The sequence below is a fragment of the Pseudomonas sp. FSL R10-2189 genome, from assembly GCF_009600325.1.
GTDB classification, from domain to species: domain Bacteria; phylum Pseudomonadota; class Gammaproteobacteria; order Pseudomonadales; family Pseudomonadaceae; genus Aquipseudomonas; species Aquipseudomonas helleri.
The window spans coordinates 1-18,430 of record NZ_WIVZ01000007.1; the positions used below are offsets into that span (position 1 = coordinate 1).

An 18,430-nucleotide genomic window follows, 5' to 3' on the forward strand; every position below is an offset into this window, starting at 1 on the left:
CCAGACGGCGCCACACAACCGCTGTTCGTCCCCTGGGAATCCCTGTCTGCCTGGGTGGTTCAAGGCCAAAGCGCGACCCAATACGGCGTGACCCGCCACTACGGGATGGGTATGGGCTTTATGCATGAAGGCGAGTTGGTCAGCGTCGAATTCCAGTGCGGCGCTCTGCAACTGGCGATTGCCAATTGGGAGGCTGTGCGCGGTTATATGGAGTACGAACTCAACGATCTGCACGCCATCCAGGACCCGCTTGAGCTTCAGGCTCCCGGCGACCCTTCCCATGAAGGCCTGCACACGTTTCGTAATGCCCGCGCCAGTTTGCACCGGCGTATTCGTGAGAAAGAAGTGGGGTGGGTCTACGGTTTTTTTTGGTACGTCTACCACGTCATGACGTTATGGACCTTGCCCAACCATTTGGTTGAGTGGGAGATAAAACGCATCGCCAAGGTCGGCCGCAAAGCCCTGCCCGAGGCGATGCTTGAGTGGTCCGAGCCGTTGCCGCCCGAGCAATGGGCCATGCCCAGCGCCGAGTTGCTTCGTTTGAGCGCCAAGGTCAAAGCGTTGATCAAACGCTCACCACGCAAGTCAATCACTGAGGTGTTTGCTGAGGTGTATCGCAGCGAGCCCACCTCGAGGCAGCGTGGTTAAGCGGCTATGACGACTCAAATCACTGGACTGCAATCTGTTCAAACAGAGCTCCCGGCATGCGGCAATGCTGTTCACTTATGCAATTTCTGCCTCTGTGGGAGCGGGCTTGCTCGCGATGGTCGTTAACGGTGATGCGTATTTGCCGAGTAAATGAGGCGCTCTTGAGAGCATCGCGAGCAAGCCCGCTCCCACCCTTGATAGTCTTCATAAGTCATTTTTGCCGGAATTACTTCACCTACATAGGCCACAGGCGACACGTTAATGACTTTAGCGATGTCCAGGTAGACAGCCCCATTGGAGCAGGTGAAATCAAATGTTTCTTCGAGGGGGGGCGGCAAGCTTTTTCCGTGGAGCAGGTGCAGGCAGGGTTGTATCGAATGGTGAGCAAGCCCGAAAAAGAACAGAGCGGGCCAGCCCCCTTGATGATCAAGCTGACATATCCACGCAATCCTGAACGCACTATCGGCACTATTTCCGAGGAGTTATTGATTGAGCTTGAGCTCCAGTCGTTAGATGACGAGGGGCAATTGGTTCGGCGTAATTACCGTATTCGTTTCAATCCTCTTGAAGGTGGACGCTTTCTCTCGGCGAAACAGCATTTCGATTCGAACGTAGAAATGCCTTTGTTAGGGGTTGATGTCATGGCAATGGAGGCTTTGCAATGAGCCCTTCCATATCAATTCAACAATCATTAGAAGGCTCTTCTAAAAAAGCGGGTGACATAGAGTTTTGTCTTGCAGGACGACAAACCTATTTGGCCCCTTTGCCGCTGCCCGCAGCGGCAGAACCTTGCTGTCCGTATATCAGTGATTACAACGATATTTACTTGGACTTTGGAGGGGGAGAACCGAATGTATTCTCCTATCAGGTCAACCTTGGTCTTCCATTCAGTGCTGCTTGTTTAATCGCTTTTGGGTTCCCTCTCTTGGGCGGTTTCTTGGGTTGGGTTTTAGGGTTCGGTAGTGAAGATATTCTGGATGCTATCTCTGGGATCTTTCTGGTTGCCTGGAAATTTGCGCTATGGGGGAACTTGTTTGTTTTAGGCATGTTTTTTTGCATCTGGCTCCACCACCACAAACTCTTCACCAAAGTCATCCCCACCCGCTTCAACCGTCAACGCCGTGAAGTCTGTTTTATGCCCGATGGCGCCACAGAACCCTTGTTCGTCCCTTGGGAATCCTTGTCTGCCTGGGTGGTTCAAGGCCAAAGCGCGACTCAATACGGCATCACCCGGCACTACGGGATGGGCATGGGCTTTATGCATGAAGGCGAGTTGGTCAGCGTCGAATTCCAGTGCGGCGCCCTGCAACTGGCGATTGCCAATTGGGAGGCCGTGCGCGGTTATATGGAGTACGAACTTAACGATCTGCAAGCCATCCAGGACCCGCTGGAACTTCAGGCTCCCGGCGACCCTTCCCACGAAGGGCTGCACACGTTTCGCAATGCCCGCGCCAGTTTGCACCGGCGTATCCGGGAGAAAGAAGTGGGGTGGGTCTACGGCTTTTTTTGGTACGTCTACCACGTCATGACGTTATGGACCCTGCCCAACCACTTAGTGGAATGGGAGATAAAACGCATCGCCAAGGTCGGCCGCAAAGCGCTGCCCGAGGCGATGCGTGAATGGTCCGAGCCGTTGCCGCCCGAGCAATGGGCCAAGCCCAGCGCCGAGTTGCTACGTTTGAGCGCCAAGGTCAAGGCGCTGGTCAAACGCTCACCCCGGCGAGCGATCACGGAGATTTTCGCCGAGGTGAACAGGCCTTAAAACGTGTACTGGTACTGCGCCGTGACGCCTTGTTCACGTGAGCGTTTACTGCGTTGATCATTCAGGTTCAGGCTTAACGTGCTGCCGCGCGAGAGGCGTGCTACCGCACCGAGGTCCAGTTGCACGGTGCTGCTGAGTGGGGCGCCGGCAATGCGTTGGCTGCTGGCGCCCTGCCAGGCAACCTGGGTGGTGGGTTGCAGGTCACCGCTGGCGTGGGTGTAGGCCAGGCCTGCGTTGAAGCTCAACCACGATGGGCCGATCTGTCGCTGGCTCAGGTCAAGGTTGAAACGCACGCCCGCGGTGCTTAAATTGACCGCGCTGCTGGTTTTACTGCCCTGCAAGGCGCTCTGGCCGCCACGCTCGCTGAACCCGTCATTGCGCACCCGCACATGGGCCAGTTGCACATAGGGTTGCAGCGCCCAGGCGTCGTAGTTCAAACGGTAATTACCTTCGATAAAAAGCTGTCGGGTGTGGCTGAGGTAATTGGCCGAGAGGCCTTCATCGATGTCGGCAAAACTGACCCGGCGCTTGCTCTGTATCGTGTTGCGCGCATAGGCCAGGCCGCCGTAAAGCCCGAACGCGTTCCAGCTGTGACCCGCATGCAGGCCGAACTGGACAGTGTCGAGCGAGGCTTTGCCCGTGTTCCCGGTGTTGACACGGCCTTGGCTGTTGGCGAACAGCAACCCCGCGCGGGTGCCTTGGTCAAACTCATGGTCGGCACCGATCATGACCCCGGTGTTGCTGTGACTGACCTTCGCAGCGTTGCCATCTCCGTCGAGTCGGCCGTTTTGATTTAACGCCTGCACCCACAGGCCAGAAGGCGACAGGCCCGATGCGCGGGTCAGGGCGGCATCCCGTATAACGTGGCTGTTTTCCAGCAGCACCGACTGAGTGCTGGCATACAGTTCGCCGCTGAGCTGATCCAGCGCCTGCTGTGCCGGTTCCGGGAACAATGAGGTCAGGCGCTGCGCCAAAGACGCAGACATGGGCAGCGCATCGGCAGCTTCGGCCGTTGCGCGCTGGTTGGCGCTGCTGGCCGCCGACACCAACGGCAGGCCACGGCTGACGTCAACCGATAACTGATCGGCCTCCTGACGTTGAGTGAACCCTAGAAACGGCGAAAACGCCTGATGATCCAGCGCGTCGAATCGGCCATTAATCCCTGCATCAGCCTGCAACACACGGTAGCGCTGACCCAGGGCGAACACATTCGGCGCAGGCGCCAAACGCAATGTACCGCCCTGCAAATGGGCCGCGCCCGTGACCTGTAGCGCAGGCAGGCCAGGGTTTGGGCCAGGGCGGGCGATCAGGGTTGAGCCGGCCTGTTGCTGGTAATCGCCGTTTACCGTCAAGGCCCGGTATTCGCTGCCCGGCATCAGTGTGCCCTGCACGTGGGTGTGTGACAGTTCGCCGTCACCACTGAGCAAACCGGCCGCACCGACCCAGGTCGTGGCGTCGGTCACCCGGCCGTTGATCTGGGCGATGCCGCCGTTAACGTTGAGCGCAGAACCATGCAAGGCGCCATTGAGCCGCAGCAATCCGCCTTCAACCGTGATGTCGCGGGTGAGGTGGTTGGTGCCGTCGAACTCCAGAATGCCCTGGTTGAGGGTCGCACCGGCAAAACGGTTATTGCCGCTCAGGCGCAGCCAGCCGGCCCCGTCTTTGTTCAGCCGCCCCGGACCGTCGATATCATTGCGCCAATCGTCCCAGGCGCCACCCTGCCAGACCACGGCGCCGCCTGCGCGACGGTCCATCTGCACGCGGGTATCGACCCGCAGTTGCCCCGGCCCATCAATGGCTTTTTTGAGGTCGATCAGCCCCCAGCCATACACGTCATCGACACCGGGCGCGCCAAGGTCTTGAGCGGTGGTCAGCAACACATCACGGATTTGCGGGTTGTCCAAGTACGGGAAGCGCTCCATCAACAACCCCAGCGCGCCCGTTACATGCGGGGCGGCCATGGAGGTGCCTGACCAGGTTTCATAAGCAAAGACCGGCCGATCGCCTGTCACTTCAAAGCCATTGACCTCGCCGTCTTCGTCGTACCACTTGTTAACGTCAATGTCACCGCCGACCACCGACGAGGTGATAGCGGCCCCCGGAGCCGCCACGCACCAGTCCATGCTGTAGCCACAGCGAAATGAGCCGGGTGAAAGGGTCAGGTTTTGGTCCACATTGACCACGCTCAGCCAGTACGGCTCCAGGCCCGTAATGGCCAGCGGTAGCATCGCGATAACACCCGCCATGGGGGCTTGTTCAGGTGAGAGGTTCGGCGTGATTGTATTACCGGCCGCCCAGACCTGAAGCAGGCCGAAATCCAGCGAGCCTTGAGCGACAGAGCGGCCGACGCCCTCACGGTGTTTTGCCAGTGCTGCCGTCAGTTGATCAAGGTTGGCGAACCGGTCAGAGAGGTTCCAGCTATGGTTGATCGCGCGTACGTTGTGCGCGTGCATCTGCTTGTAGGTGGGCGTGGATGTGTCGAAATGGCCCGGTTCAATGCTCTGGGTTTTTTTGTACACGGGTGGAAGAAAGTTATAGGTGTTGCTGAAAATCCGTACCGTGTTCAGCGCGGCGCCATAGGCCACGCCGTGTGTGCCCGCACCATCGCGATTAGCCAGCATTGTGCCCGCCACATGGGTGCCGTGCGCTTCATATTCGATGCCGGCCATGTCGAGGTAATCGTTCAAGTCATCGCTTGAAAGATCGCCAATGGAAACCAGGTAGTGCAGCGCCTCCAATACCTCTGGCGGCAGGTCGTTATAAACGACCTGGGCACGATCCCCGTTGCTGAAAAAGCAGCCATCATCTAGCTCGGTGGGCAGCTTCTCACGGGTGCAACCAGGGTCTGCCAAACGGGTAGCACGATGGTCTTTGCCCGCGAACTCACTATGGCGAAGGTCGACACCGGAGTCGAAAATACCCAGATTCACCCCTCGACCGCTTAGCCCGCGCGCATAAGCGGCGTCTGCACCGATGGCTTGCAGGCCCCAGTCCCGGGTGAATTCCTGGCTGTGCCAACTGGCTGCGTCGTGCAGGCGGCCTTGTTCGTGATAGGCAAGACCGTGTGCTGGCAGCGTCCATAAACCCGCCAACAGGCCCAGGGTGAGGGTATTCGTGGGCAATGAGCAGGCGCTCGGCAGTGCTCGCCGCCGAGATTGCGGTACGTTCGACATGGGGATCCTTTGCGTGATTGCTGACGCTGCATAGCGTGGGCAATTTGCAACAGGATGCGTATCGGACGCGGCGGGGTTGCCCGGGAGAGCGGTCCGGGAGTGTCGTAGGGCAAAACGATTATTCAGGGCGCTTCTTACAGATTTTGCGCCAGCATGGCCAGCGCGGCCCCCAGCATCATCAACGCCGCGCCTCTAAACAGGTAGTGTTGAGCGCGCGGGCTGGCGAGCAAGTGGCGGATACGCACCGCGCCCAGCACAAACAGGCCGCCGACGATAAACAGCACCGCAATGGTCAACGGCACCAGCACGACGCCCCATGTGTGCAGCGACACCGACTCCAGATTGATGACCAGCGGTAACAACGCGAGATAGAACGCGATGGTTTTCGGATTGCCCAACGTAATGGTCAGGCCGGACAGCCAGGCGCTGAACAGCTCCCGCTTGTTGATTGGCCGACCGAGCACTACTGGCTGCGGCTTCGCCCACCAGAACTGCCAGGCCAGATAGCTCAGGTAAACTGCCGCACACACTCGCACCAAGACAAACAACGCATCGAAGTAGTGGGCGATCAAGCTCAGGCCAAACACTGCGAAGGACAAATACACCAGGTCGCCCAGGATCAATCCAGACAACAAACTGAAGCCGGGCAGGGCGCCACCACCCACGCTGCGTGCAACCAGAGCGGCCATGCCGGGGCCCGGGATGGCCGCAGCGACGCCCAGTGCGGCGGTGTATGTCAGTGCTTGAGAGAGTTCGAGCATGATCCGGATTCATCCTTGGCTGAGGGTGTGTGTCAATAAGCATATCCCGCAGGCGGTGGATAAATTGGTCTTTTTTGATTGTCGATTGACTGAATAAGGGTCAGATTTACCTTTAAAAATTATCAACGAGGTATTTATGACCGAGCAGAGCCTAAGCGCCATTGACGCCAAAATTCTTGCCGCCTTGCAGCAGGACGGGCGCACCACCAATCAGACCCTGGCCGATGGCATCGGCATGTCGGCCTCGCCTTGCTGGCGGCGGGTACGGCAACTGGAAGAGCACAAGGTCATCCAGGGCTATCGCGCGGTGCTGGACAGACGCAAGATCGGCCTCGGGGTGCTGGTGTTCGTACGGGTCACCATTGACCGCCACAGCGAAGTCGAAGCACGCAAGTTTGAGCAGGAAGTCATGGCCCTTGAAGACGTGGTGGCCTGCTACAGCATTGGCGGCGATGCGGATTTTCTGCTGCAAGTGGTCTCGCGGGACCTGGACACCTTTGCCGACTTTGCCATGTCGGTGATCCGGCGCCTGACCGGGATCAAAGAGATGCAGAGCATGTTTGTACTCAAGGAAATCAAGCCGTTTATGGAGTATCCGGTCAAAGGCCCCAAGGGGTGAGGTGTTGTGATCGTACAACCTGTTGGCCTGTATAACGGCATGCCCTCTAGGCACGCACAAGACACGATCCAGCGCGGGACCGCAAAGCGCTCTCATCGCTGTGCGCATTTAAATACGCCGCCTTAGCCTTTATGGTATTTATTTCATCCAGCGTTTGACCGCTCTAACACGGCCCTTGGCTTGCCGTTATTGAGCAGTTAGGGCGCCCCTGTGCGGGTGATTTTAAGAACAGGGATTGACGATAATATTATTAGTTGTACGATGACGTACGACAAAACTTGCTGCCGTCATCTCAATCACCCAGGGTGTTCGAATAATGAATCCACAAGAACTGAAGTCCATCCTCTCGTCTGGCCTGCTGTCTTTTCCGCTCACCGATTTCAATGCTCAGGGTGATTTTCACCGTGAGGGCTACATCAAGCGTCTGGAATGGCTGGCCCCGTATGGCGCGTCGGCCTTGTTCGCAGCAGGCGGCACCGGTGAGTTTTTCTCCCTGGCGGCCAGCGAATACTCGCAAGTGATCAAAACCGCGGTGGATACCTGCGCCACCAGCGTGCCGATTCTGGCCGGTGTCGGCGGCTCTACCCGTCAAGCCATCGAATACGCGCAAGAAGCCGAGCGCCTGGGCGCCAAAGGGTTGCTGTTGTTGCCGCACTACCTGACCGAAGCTAGCCAGGACGGCGTGGCTGCTCACGTTGAGGCGGTGTGCAAGTCGGTGAACATCGGTGTGGTGGTTTACAACCGCAACGTCTGCCGTTTGACCGCGCCGCTGCTGGAGCGCCTGGCAGAACGTTGCCCGAATCTGATCGGCTACAAGGACGGCTTGGGCGACATCGAGCTGATGGTCTCGATCCGCCGCCGTCTCGGTGACCGCTTCAGCTACCTCGGTGGTTTGCCGACGGCCGAAGTCTACGCCGCGGCTTACAGAGCGCTGGGCGTGCCGGTGTATTCCTCGGCGGTGTTCAACTTCATCCCGAAAACCGCGATGGAGTTCTACCACGCCATTGCCCGCGAAGATCACGCCACCGTGGGCAAGCTCATCGACGACTTCTTCCTGCCGTACCTGGACATCCGCAACCGCAAAGCGGGCTACGCCGTGAGCATCGTCAAGGCCGGGGCGACCATCTCTGGCCACTGTGCTGGCCCGGTGCGTACGCCACTGACCGATTTGTTACCAGAAGAATACGAAGCACTGGCCGCCTTGATCGACAAGCAAGGCCCGCAATAAACAATGCCCAAGGCCGCTGAGCAATCAGCGGCCTTTTGCGTAAAACCAAGGAGCGGGCTTATGACGTTGATTGAACATGCCGACTCGCCGCGCACCATCCGCCTGCACGCGCGGGATAACGTAGCCGTGGTGGTGAATGACCAGGGCGTGCCCGCCGGAACCGAGCTGGCGGATGGGTTGGTGACTCTGGACTTTGTGCCGCAAAGCCATAAGGTCACGCTGGTCGATATACCCCAGGGCGGCGAAGTGATTCGCTACGGGCAAACCATTGGCTATGCCTTGCAGCCGATTGCGCGGGGGTGTTGGGTCAATGAAGACCAACTGCGCATGCCCACCGCGCCACCGCTGGACAGCTTGCCGCTGGCCACCGACGTGCCGGCCGCACAGGCGCCCCTCGAAGGGTTTACGTTCGAGGGTTATCGCAACGCCGACGGCACCGTGGGCACGCGCAATATTTTGGGCATCACCACCACCGTGCAGTGCGTGACCGGGGTGTTGAACCATGCGGTCAAGCGCATCCGTGACGAACTGCTGCCGCATTACCCGAATGTCGATGACGTGGTGGCGCTAACCCACAGCTACGGTTGCGGTGTGGCGATCAGTGCCACCGACGCTTATATCCCGATTCGTACCGTGCGCAATCTGGCGCGCAACCCCAACCTGGGCGGCGAAGCGCTGGTCATCAGCCTGGGCTGCGAAAAGCTTCAGGCCGGGCAGGTGATGCACGACAACGACCCTTCGGTGGACCTCAGCGAACCGTGGTTATACCGCTTGCAGGAGGCGAGCCACGGCTTTACCGAAATGATTGAACAGATCATGGCGTTGGCCGAAACCCGCTTGCAGAAGCTCGATCAGCGTCGCCGCGAAACAGTGCCGGCCAGCGAACTGATCCTCGGCATGCAATGCGGCGGCAGCGACGCGTTCTCCGGGATCACTGCCAACCCGGCATTGGGCTACGCCTCGGACCTGCTGTTGCGGGCCGGGGCGACGGTGATGTTTTCTGAAGTCACCGAAGTGCGCGATGCGATTTACCTGCTGACCTCGCGGGCGCAAAGCCAGACGGTTGCCCAGGAATTGGTGCGTGAAATGGACTGGTACGACCGTTACCTGGCCAAAGGCGAGGCTGACCGCAGCGCCAACACCACGCCGGGCAACAAAAAAGGCGGGTTGTCGAATATTGTCGAAAAGTCGCTGGGTTCTATCGTCAAGTCCGGCAGCAGCGCCATCAACGGCGTGCTCGGCCCTGGCGAACGCTTTACCCACAAAGGGCTGATTTTTTGTGCCACCCCGGCCAGTGACTTTGTTTGTGGCACCTTGCAACTGGCGGCCGGAATGAACTTGCATGTGTTCACCACAGGGCGTGGCACTCCGTATGGTCTGGCCATGGCGCCAGTGGTGAAAGTCTCGACCCGCACCGAGCTGGCGCAGCGCTGGCCGGACCTGATCGACATCGACGCCGGGCGCATCGCCACCGGGCGGGCGAGCATCGAAGAGCTGGGTTGGGAGTTGTTCCACTATTACCTGGACGTGGCCAGCGGCAAAAAACACACTTGGGCCGAACAGCACAAACTGCACAACGACCTCACCCTGTTCAACCCGGCGCCCATTACCTGACCTCAACTGAAGGAGCGAGCTTGCCTCGCGATCTTTTAAACAATCAAAAGATCGCGAGACAAGAGACGGGTTTTACTTACCCCGCGAACTGCACGGGTAACCATCCGGGCCCGCCGTGCCGGTGCAGGCCCGTTCAGCAGGCAGGGACTTCATCGGCTCGCTCAGGTGATTGCGGTTTTGCGCATCACGCTTCAGGTCAAACGCGTCATACAGCTTGCCCGCGGCGGTGTAGCTGCGCACTTCAAGACGTGAGTCTTGCACGTCGATGGTCTGATACAACTGGGTTTCTTCAGCGCTGCGGTCCGGTTGCAGGTGCGCCCGGTCATTGAGCCCGTACATCTTCGACCCCGCCACCGAGACCATGTACACCGGGCCCTGCACCTTGCCGCTGGCACGGTCTGCACGGGAGGCCGCACGCCCGGCTTCGCTGGTCACGCGGCTGTAGCAATGGTCATGGCCTTGCAGCACCAGATCCACCTTGTAGCGCTCAAACAGCGGTTTCCAGGCGGCCTTCAACGGCTCGGTGTCTTCGGGGCGGGCGCAGGTGAAAACGGGTTGGTGGTTGACCACAATATTCCAGCGCGCCGGGCTGTTTTTCAGGCTGTTCTCAAGCCATTTGGTTTGCTCGGCCAAGGTGCCCATGTCGAGGGCCGCCGTGCCATCCAGCACGATAAAACGCACGCCCTGGTAATCCATCACATACGTGGTGTTCTTCAGGCCCGGCACGCCGTTGTCCGGCAGCGCGAACTGACGATTCCAGTGCGGGCTCAGGGTACGGCTTTCACTGTCATCAGGGTTCGTCCCGTCCAGGTATTCGTGGTTTCCGATGGCCACCACCTGCGGGATCATCCCGTAGTTATAGCCACCGGCCTGGTTCCACTCGCCCCATTGATCGTCATGCACCAGGTCATCGCGTTGCGACACCAGATCCCCGGCATGCACGATCAGCGCAGGGTTGGCCACACTTCTCAGGGCCTGCCGAATGCTGCGCGAGGCCAGTGACAGAATGTCGTTTTGCACATCGCCCATGTAGATAAAACTGAATGGCTTGAACGTCTCGGCGGCAGTACGGAACTGCAACCATTCGCTCCAGCCTTCAGCACCTTTGACCCGGTACACGTAGGCGGTGTCTGGCTGTAAATCGTGCAGGCGCACCTGGTGGTAAAGCGCCGGGCCGTTTTCAGTGTCCAGGCTCAGTTGAGTCCCTTCCAGCGTATGAGCAGCCTTGGCCAGTTGCGGGCCGTCGAGGGCGACCGCCAGTTGCAATTGGCTGGCTTGCTGGTGAGTGTCGGTGCGAAAGGTCACGGCCATTTCCCGCGCGGGATTGGCCCCCGGCGTCAGCACAATCCGATCCGCCAGACCGCTGGCGGCGTAGGGTGTACCGGGTGAATGGGGCAGGGGGGACGCGGGGGTGGCCGCTGCACTGTTGATCACAGAAAACAGCGCGAGGGCGAGCAGCGTTGGGCGAATCATGGAGCCTCCTTGAGTGGCGAAATGCGCCCAAGGAAACAAAGCTGCGTGACATCGGGATGACGGTCGGGGGTCGATTCAGCTCGGTTTTCACCGGCTTTTTCGTGCTTTAAAGCAGAGGAGGATTAAACGTTGAGCCCCGGCGGGTCATTTAAGATCAAGCCCATTGGCAGGAGCGAGCGTGCCCGCGATCTTTGGGTCCCTGAAAGATCGCGAGGCAACCCCTGTTTATTTGGCCGTGATCACCGCCAGCTTGGTAATGCCGGCCTTTTCAATCGAGGCCATGAGCTTGGCCACTTCGCCGTAGCTCACCCCGTTGTCGGCCTGCAACTGCACGCGCACATCCGGGTTTTTCGCTTTGGCATCTTGCAGGCTGACCTCCAGCAGGTCCGGTTGAATCTCGTCCTTGTTGATGTACACCTTGCCCTTGTCATCGATGCTCACTACCACCGGATCCTTTTGCTCGATCGGGGCCACGGCCTCGGTTTTCGGCAGGTTGATCGGGATCGCGTTGGTCAGCAGCGGTGCGGTGACGATAAACACCACCAGCAGCACCAGCATCACGTCGACCAGCGGCGTGACGTTGATTTCACTCAGCACTTCATCGTTGTCTTGGGTTGAAAAAGCCATCTTAAGACGCCTCCTTCACTTTACTTGCACCGGCTGCGGTGTTCAGCACCGGGTGCAAATGCACGCGGAACGAACTCTTCTGGGCCAGGCTGTAGAAGTCATGAGCAAAGTCATCGAGGTCGGCTGCGGTCAGTTTCAGGCGACGCAAAAAGTAGTTGTACACCAGCACCGCAGGCACCGCGACCGCGATACCGACGCCGGTCGCCACCAGTGCCGCACCAATCGGCCCGGCCACGGTTTCAAGGCTGGCAGAACCCGCAGCACTGATGCCTTTCAAGGCCGACATGATGCCCCACACCGTGCCGAACAGGCCGATAAAAGGCGAGGTGCTGCCGATACTGGCGAGGATCGCCAGGCCGGTTTCCAGTGAGCGGCGTTCGCGCACGATCTGCTGGCGCAGTGAGCGCTCGAGGCGGTCCTGATGGTTGATGGCGTGAGCAAGGTCAGTGGCTTGCTGAGTGTCAGACACCTGGATCGCGGCATAACCGGCCTGGGCAACACGGGCAGCGGCACCCGGCGCGGTGCTGGCCAGTTCGGCTGCGGAGTCGAGGCTGGTGGCGGCCCAGAATTGCTTGAGGAAGCGGCGGTCCTGGCTTTTCAGACGGCCGAACTGCACGCCTTTGAGCAAGAACAGGCCCCAGGTGGCGACCGAGAAAATAATCAGCAGCCAGATGACCGCGTGTTCGATGGATTCAAAAGGGGAAGCGATCAGGTTCATGGTGTGGCTCTCCAACAAAGGCATTAAGTCAGTAGTGCGATGCGCCTTTTGTCAGGTAGCCCGCTGGAACAATCAGGTTCAGTTACTTGATTTTGAAGTCGATGGGTACGCTGACCCAGCCGTCCTGGGCCACGTCGCCCTGTTTGGCCGGGACGAAACTCCAGCGTTTGACGGCCGCCAGGGCGGCGTCATCGAGCTGGGTCCGACCGCTGCTTTTTTGTATCTGGATCTCGCCCGGTTTGCCGCTGGCCAACACGTGTACACGCAGCAACACCGTGCCTTCCCAACCTCTGCGCATGGCCAGCGAGGGGTATTCCGGCGCCGGGTTATGCAAGTAACCGGCGTTGGCCGAGGCCGGTGTCACCGGTTTTGGCGCAGGTGGTGCCGGTGGCGCCGGGGCGGCCACAGGCGGTGCTGGCGGCGTGGGGGGTTGCTCAACCGGTTTCGGCACGGGCTTGGGCACCGGCTTGACCACAGGTTTTGGCTTGGGCTTGGGCGGCGGTGGAGGCTTGACGGCCAACTCGTCCTCGACGGGCGGAGGCGGCTCAGCGACCGGCTGCACAATCGGCTCAGGCGGTGGTGGCGGTGTTTCGACCACCGGCGCCGGTTGCGAAAACTCGATCGTCATCGGCGGGATTTCCGGCGGCACGATCGGCAACACCGGCGCCGGGTTCTGGCTGATCCAATAAATCACGGCGCCGTGCAACGCCAGCGCCAACACGCCGATCAGCACCGCTTCCGGGCGGCTCAAAATACGCTTGGGGGTACTTTGCAGCCGCCCCAGCGCCAGCGGTTCGCGATAGGCGCGGCTCAGATCGAGCAAGTCGCCGACCGGTGCCGGGCGCCATAACGCGTCCGGCACAGCGCTCGCGGTGTGGACTTTACCCATTGACTGACTCCGTTTAAAAAATGTTCGTGTTACACCCTCTGCAGGAGCGAGCTTGTCGCGCGATCTTTTGATCTTTCAAAAAGATCGCGAGGCAAGCTGGCGCCTACAGTGACTGACGTTGAGCTTCCTGGCTGGCGCTGCGCGGTGATTGCGCCAACTCGCCGATTTTTTCCAGGCGAGCCCGGACGATGTTTCGGCTAATCCCCAGCACACGGCCGGTTTGCAATTGGTTGCCATGGCAAAACCGGTACGCTTCACGAAACACCGTTTCTTCAATGCGCTCGTAAAGGTTCGGCAAATTCTGTTCAAATAATTTGGCCAAGGCTTCTTCAAGGCTTGCCGGGGCCATGTTTGTCGGTGTGAACGCCGGGGGGCTGGTGGCGCGCACCCCGTGACTGCGCATATCGACCAGGTGCAAATCTTCGGGCTGCACACGCTGGTTACGGCACACCAATAGCGCGTGGTGAATCGAGTTCTCCAGCTCGCGAATGTTGCCCGGCCAGCTGTGGTCCAGCAGCTTGCGCTCGCATTCAGGGCTCAGCGTGGCGCGGTTGTAGCCCAGGCGCTGGCAGTGTTCTTCGAGAAAAAACTCTGCCAACGGCAGAATGTCACCGGGCCGCTCACGCAGCGCTGGCAAGCGGATCGTCGCGACGTGCAAGCGGTAGAACAAATCCTCCCTAAAGTTACCCGCCACCACCGCATCGGCCAGGTTGACGTTGGTTGCCGCCACCAGCCGCACATTGATCGGGATTGGCGTACGGGAACCCAGGCGTACCACTTCGCGCTCCTGTAACACGCGCAGCAGCTTGACCTGCATGTTCAATGGCAAGTCGCCGATCTCGTCGAGAAACAACGTGCCGCCTTTAGCCGCTTCAAACCAACCGGCCTTGCTGGTGGTGGCGCCGGTGAAGGCGCCTTTCTCATGACCGAACAGTTCGCTCTCCACCAGCGATTCAGCGAAGGCGCCGCAGTTCACGGCAACAAAGGGTTCATCGCGCCGATAGCTCAGGCTGTGGATATGTCTGGCGACCAGCTCCTTGCCGGTGCCGGTTTCACCCATGATCAGCGCATTCGCGTCGCTGGGTGCCAAACGCTCTATGCGGTTGAGCAGTTCCAGCGAGCGCGGGTCCTTGAAAACCAATACGGTAGCGCGGACCGACTTGGTCAGTTCGCGAGCATGCGGATGAGTGATCAATGACATGGTGATATTCCTGAAACCAAGAGCGCTGAAGAATCATGCACGATATTTATATAGATAAAAAAAGTCTTAATTAGCATTTGCATATTCAATAAATGCATATAAGAGGTTTTCTGTTCAATCTGTATAAACCCCCCGGGTACAGGGGCTCGCACGGCTGAAAAATCGGCTGTGAAAGGGTCCCGTCGCAGCGTGATGACGGGCTGAAAAAGCGTGTAAAAATGGCGTCTATGGGTGAGCAGGGGCCTCGCGATCGTTGCCGACCAATTCCGTCAACAATTCGTCCTTGAGTGCCTGCAAACGCGCGCACTGGCGTTCACGCGGGTGCGGTAAATCGACGTGAACTTCGTGTTTGACTCGCCCTGGACGAGCGTCCATAACGATCACCCGGTCACCTAGATACAGCGCCTCTTCAACATCGTGGGTGACCATGATCATCGTGCTGCGTTGTTGTACCCAGATCCGTTGCAACTCCCGTTGCAAGTGCACGCGCGTCAGTGCATCGAGGGCACCAAACGGTTCATCGAGCAGGAGGATTTTCGGTTTATTGATCAGTGCGCGGGCGATGGCAGCGCGTTGCGCCATACCGCCCGACAACTGATGCGGGTAGGCCTTCTCAAACCCCTGCAAGTTGACCAGTTGAATATGCTCGGCCACTAACCTGGCTTTTTCGGCGTTGGATAAACGATGATTTTTCAGCGCGAGCGCGATGTTTTGCTCGACGGTTTTCCACGGGAACAGGCGGTGGTCCTGAAACACGATGCCGCGCTCCAGGCTAGTCGAGACAATGCGTTCACCGTCGAGCAGAATGTCGCCGCTGTACTCGGCTTCCAGGCCGACGATCAGTCGCAGCAAAGACGATTTGCCGCATCCGCTGGCGCCGACAATGCTCACGAACTCGCCCGGCTTGACCGCCAGATTGATGTTTTCCAGCACCGTCAGCGGTTTGCCTTCAATGGCGTACTGCTTGCCCAGCCCACGAATCTCCAGGGCGCCGGGCAGATGCCGGGTCGGGTCCAGCCAGTGTTGCTTGAGGGGTGCATTCATGTGGGATCCCGTATTCAACGAAGATCACGCCAGCGCAGCAAGTGCCGGCTGAGGCGCGAAAACAATTGGTTCATGGCGTAGCCGAGCAAACCAATGCACAGCACGCCAATAATCACGACTTCCATGCGTGAACCGGCCTCGGCATTCATCATCAGATTGCCCAGCCCGGCACCCGTCGAAAGAAACAGTTCGGCGCCCACCGAACTCACCCAGGCAAACGCCAGCGCATGCAGCACGCCATTGCTCAGGGAGGGCAGGGCGCTGGGCAGCAACACTTGAGTCAGTTGCTGCCACGGGGTGAACGCGAAGATCTTGCCGACCTCGCGATAGCGCTGCTCGATATGGCTAAAGCCTTCATACGTGTTGAGGGTCATCGGGTAAAACGCGGCGAGGCTGACAATCAGCACTTTTGCCCCTTCACCGCTGCCGAACCACAAGGCAATCAGCGGAATCAACCCCAGAATCGGCACTTGGCGCAGGATGTGATACAGCGGCCCTAGTGCCCGTTCAACCACCCGTGACAGCGCCATCGAGGCGCCGACCAGCAGCCCCGCCGTGACCCCGATCAGCAGACCAAGGCAAGTACGTTGCAGGCTGGCAAGGGTGCTGATGAGCAGCGCGCCGCTGTCGATCAAATCGACAAACCCTTTGCCGATCGTCGCCAACGGTACAAAGGCGTAGGCCTGCGCAGCACCCTGACGGGAGCAGAACTCCCAAAGGCCGATCAGCAGCACCGGCAGCAACAGGCCACGGCAACGGCGCAGCAGGGCAAGCAATACGTTCATGGGCTTCTCCTAACGGGCTTTCCAGCGCAGCAAACGTTTTTCCAGCAGGCGAAACCCGTAATCGAGAGCAAAGCCGATCAGCCCAATCACCACTACGCCGACCATCACACTATCGATGCGCATCATCTGCCGACTCATCTCGATCATTTGCCCCAACCCGCTGTCAGCCGCGAGCAGTTCCGCAGCCACCAGCACCATCCACGCGCGGCTCAGCGCTACGCGCAGGCCGGTGAGAATCGGTGGCGCCGCTGCTGGAAAGATCACTTCCAGCACCAGGGCACGCCATGGCAGGCGGTACACCCGCGCGACCTCGAAGTAACTGCGCGGGATGGCCTTGATGCCTTCGCTGGTGGCCAAGGCCACCGGGAAGAACACGGCTTTGGTGACGATGATGATCTTGAAGGTTTCTTCGACCCCAAACGCCAGGATGAACATCGGAATCAACGCAATCGAAGGGATCTGCCGCACCGTGTGAAACAGCGGTGCGCAGTAGTGCTCGACGGTTTTTGACAGCGCCAGGGCAATCCCGAACAGCAACCCGGCACCGGCCCCAAAGGCAAAACCGATAGCCAGGCGGCTCAGGCTGAACTGGATGTGCTCAAGCAATTCACCGCTGTGCTGTAGATCCTTGAAGGCCTCCCAGACCACAGAGGGTGGCACCAGCAATTGCTCGGAGTAACGCCCGGAACCTGCCACTAGCGTCCACACCACCAGCACCAGCAGAGGTGAGAGCAGCCAGGTCAGGCGGATCAGGTTGCGCCGGATAAGCGTGCTCATCAGATGGCCAGCCTGGTTTTGTCCAGCACCGCTTCCAGCGGTCTCGCATCCACCCAGTCGCGGACATCAAAAGCCCGTTCGATAAAGTGATGGCGGTGCAAGAAGTACGTCAGGTCTTGCAGGGCCAGCAAGGACTTTTCTTCGAGGCGAGTCACCAGTCGACGGTGGGCATCTTCACCGTAGGCTGCGGCGACGAAGTACTCACTGGTGTTCAGTTTACGGGCCAGAAAGCGTCGGGTTTCGTCGGCATGGCTCCAGGCCCACTGCTCGGCACGCAACACGGTTTCGACGATCAGCGCGGCGGCATCGAAATGCTCGTCGAGCATGTGCTGATCGACGGTCAGCGTGCGCGGTGTACCGATGTTGCTGCGCACCATGGGGTCCGGGTGCGAGCCGGTGTCGATCACCACATGCAAACCGAACTCGTCGGCTAATTGCACGGCATGCGCGCCCTTGGCGAATATCGCGTCAATGTCCCCCCGCAGCAAACCGATCAACTCATTGTTGCGGCGTTTGCCCTGAGTGCTTTTAAGGGCGATCTGTGCGCCGAACACATGGCGGATTTGCTCGTCGCTGTGTTTACCGCCGTAGGGATAGTCCACCAGTTCTACATCGCCGATGTTCAGCCCTTCGAGTTGCAAGGCGTTTTCTAAAGCGCGCAGGGCCTGGGCGCGACCGAAATCGATCTGAACATTGGCCCACTTGGGGATGCCAAAGCGTCGGTCGCGTAAATCACGAATGGTTTTAACCCCGCTCTCCGGGGTGGTCAGGATCAGTTGCACTTCGTCTGTCCAGGACAGCCCCAGCACACGGGTATTTTTGCCGCTGGCCTTGGCCCAGATCGCGGGGGTGTTGCCGCCATGGCGGACTGAATTATCGAGGTGATGATCGAAATGTGCTTCGCGTATTTCCCGGTCAGATGACTCGCGCAGCGCTTGGATATTGGTGCCGTAAGGGCGAAATGCCTCGGCAAGGCGCCCTGATTCAACAGCGATGCCAAGTCCGGTGGGCACGGGGCTGTGTGTGTACCAAAGCGTATCGAGAGTTTTGCTCATGCAGTTACCCAGGCCATTTAAAAAGTGAAGCGGGCAGGGAATCCGTCCCTGCCCGG

Annotated in this window: 18 protein-coding genes; 6 read left to right on the top strand and 12 right to left on the bottom strand. The window is 59.3% G+C overall.

Features of this window, described 5'->3' with window-relative positions; genetic code table 11:
- The coding region (locus GHO32_RS26440) for a hypothetical protein (RefSeq protein WP_256678610.1) at positions 1-648 on the top strand (648 nt) is incomplete at its 5' end.
- Between the two features lie 122 nt (positions 649-770).
- Here the strand turns inward: GHO32_RS26440 and GHO32_RS07790 are convergent.
- Entirely contained in the window at positions 771-986 is a 216-nt protein-coding gene (locus tag GHO32_RS07790; RefSeq protein WP_256665503.1) for a DUF2790 domain-containing protein, read from the bottom strand.
- Between the two features lie 9 nt (positions 987-995).
- Here GHO32_RS07790 and GHO32_RS07795 point away from each other — a divergent pair, with 9 nt between their 5' ends.
- Complete coding sequence (locus GHO32_RS07795; RefSeq protein ID WP_153335544.1) at positions 996-1,313, top strand: hypothetical protein; 318 nt, start codon at positions 996-998, stop codon at positions 1,311-1,313.
- A gap of 380 nt (positions 1,314-1,693) precedes the next feature.
- Complete coding sequence (locus GHO32_RS07800) at positions 1,694-2,410, top strand: hypothetical protein (RefSeq protein ID WP_256665505.1); 717 nt, start codon at positions 1,694-1,696, stop codon at positions 2,408-2,410.
- Here GHO32_RS07800 and GHO32_RS07805 read toward each other — a convergent pair.
- Positions 2,407-5,583: an autotransporter domain-containing protein gene (locus GHO32_RS07805; protein WP_153335545.1), complete on the bottom strand. Its 3,177-nt coding sequence runs from the start codon at positions 5,581-5,583 to the stop codon at positions 2,407-2,409. The two genes, GHO32_RS07800 and GHO32_RS07805, sit on opposite strands and share 4 nt — an antisense overlap.
- Before the next feature lie 134 nt (positions 5,584-5,717).
- A complete protein-coding gene (locus tag GHO32_RS07810) occupies positions 5,718-6,344 on the bottom strand; it encodes a LysE family translocator (RefSeq protein WP_153335546.1) in 627 nt (208 codons plus the stop codon).
- A 136-nt stretch (positions 6,345-6,480) separates the two neighbouring features.
- On the opposite strand from GHO32_RS07810, the gene GHO32_RS07815 reads away from it, so the two are divergent.
- The 3 genes from GHO32_RS07815 (at position 6,481) to garD (ending at position 9,805) form a co-directional block, all read left to right on the top strand.
- Positions 6,481-6,963: an Lrp/AsnC family transcriptional regulator gene (locus GHO32_RS07815; protein ID WP_123751798.1), complete on the top strand. Its 483-nt coding sequence runs from the start codon at positions 6,481-6,483 to the stop codon at positions 6,961-6,963.
- A 316-nt stretch (positions 6,964-7,279) separates the two neighbouring features.
- Positions 7,280-8,191, top strand: a complete 912-nt coding sequence (kdgD, locus tag GHO32_RS07820; RefSeq protein WP_153335547.1) for a 5-dehydro-4-deoxyglucarate dehydratase — start codon at positions 7,280-7,282, stop codon at positions 8,189-8,191.
- A gap of 60 nt (positions 8,192-8,251) precedes the next feature.
- A complete protein-coding gene (garD, locus tag GHO32_RS07825) occupies positions 8,252-9,805 on the top strand; it encodes a galactarate dehydratase (protein ID WP_153335548.1) in 1,554 nt (517 codons plus the stop codon).
- 72 nt (positions 9,806-9,877) lie between these two features.
- On the opposite strand, the gene GHO32_RS07830 is transcribed toward garD, so the two are convergent.
- From GHO32_RS07830 to GHO32_RS07870, 9 genes are all read right to left on the bottom strand, one after another.
- Positions 9,878-11,278 (bottom strand): metallophosphoesterase family protein, encoded by a 1,401-nt coding sequence (locus tag GHO32_RS07830; protein ID WP_153335549.1) that lies wholly within the window; start codon positions 11,276-11,278, stop codon positions 9,878-9,880.
- Between the two features lie 225 nt (positions 11,279-11,503).
- The gene (locus GHO32_RS07835; protein ID WP_048372930.1) at positions 11,504-11,905 is read right to left on the bottom strand and encodes a biopolymer transporter ExbD; all 402 of its coding nucleotides are present in this window, start codon (positions 11,903-11,905) and stop codon (positions 11,504-11,506) included.
- A gap of 1 nt (position 11,906) precedes the next feature.
- Entirely contained in the window at positions 11,907-12,623 is a 717-nt protein-coding gene (locus tag GHO32_RS07840) for a MotA/TolQ/ExbB proton channel family protein (RefSeq protein WP_153335550.1), read from the bottom strand.
- An 82-nt stretch (positions 12,624-12,705) separates the two neighbouring features.
- Positions 12,706-13,512, bottom strand: a complete 807-nt coding sequence (locus tag GHO32_RS07845; protein WP_153338178.1) for an energy transducer TonB — start codon at positions 13,510-13,512, stop codon at positions 12,706-12,708.
- Positions 13,513-13,615: 103 nt separating this feature from the next.
- Positions 13,616-14,713, bottom strand: a complete 1,098-nt coding sequence (locus GHO32_RS07850) for a sigma-54-dependent Fis family transcriptional regulator (protein ID WP_153336294.1) — start codon at positions 14,711-14,713, stop codon at positions 13,616-13,618.
- Positions 14,714-14,938: 225 nt separating this feature from the next.
- Complete coding sequence (locus tag GHO32_RS07855) at positions 14,939-15,757, bottom strand: ABC transporter ATP-binding protein (protein ID WP_153336293.1); 819 nt, start codon at positions 15,755-15,757, stop codon at positions 14,939-14,941.
- Positions 15,758-15,771: 14 nt separating this feature from the next.
- A complete protein-coding gene (locus tag GHO32_RS07860) occupies positions 15,772-16,542 on the bottom strand; it encodes an ABC transporter permease (protein ID WP_178113856.1) in 771 nt (256 codons plus the stop codon).
- Between the two features lie 9 nt (positions 16,543-16,551).
- A complete protein-coding gene (locus GHO32_RS07865; protein ID WP_153336292.1) occupies positions 16,552-17,319 on the bottom strand; it encodes an ABC transporter permease in 768 nt (255 codons plus the stop codon).
- The gene (locus GHO32_RS07870; RefSeq protein WP_153442810.1) at positions 17,319-18,374 is read right to left on the bottom strand and encodes an ABC transporter substrate-binding protein; all 1,056 of its coding nucleotides are present in this window, start codon (positions 18,372-18,374) and stop codon (positions 17,319-17,321) included. The genes GHO32_RS07865 and GHO32_RS07870 overlap by 1 nt, the downstream gene beginning before the upstream one ends.
- Between the last annotated feature and the right edge of the window lie 56 nt (positions 18,375-18,430).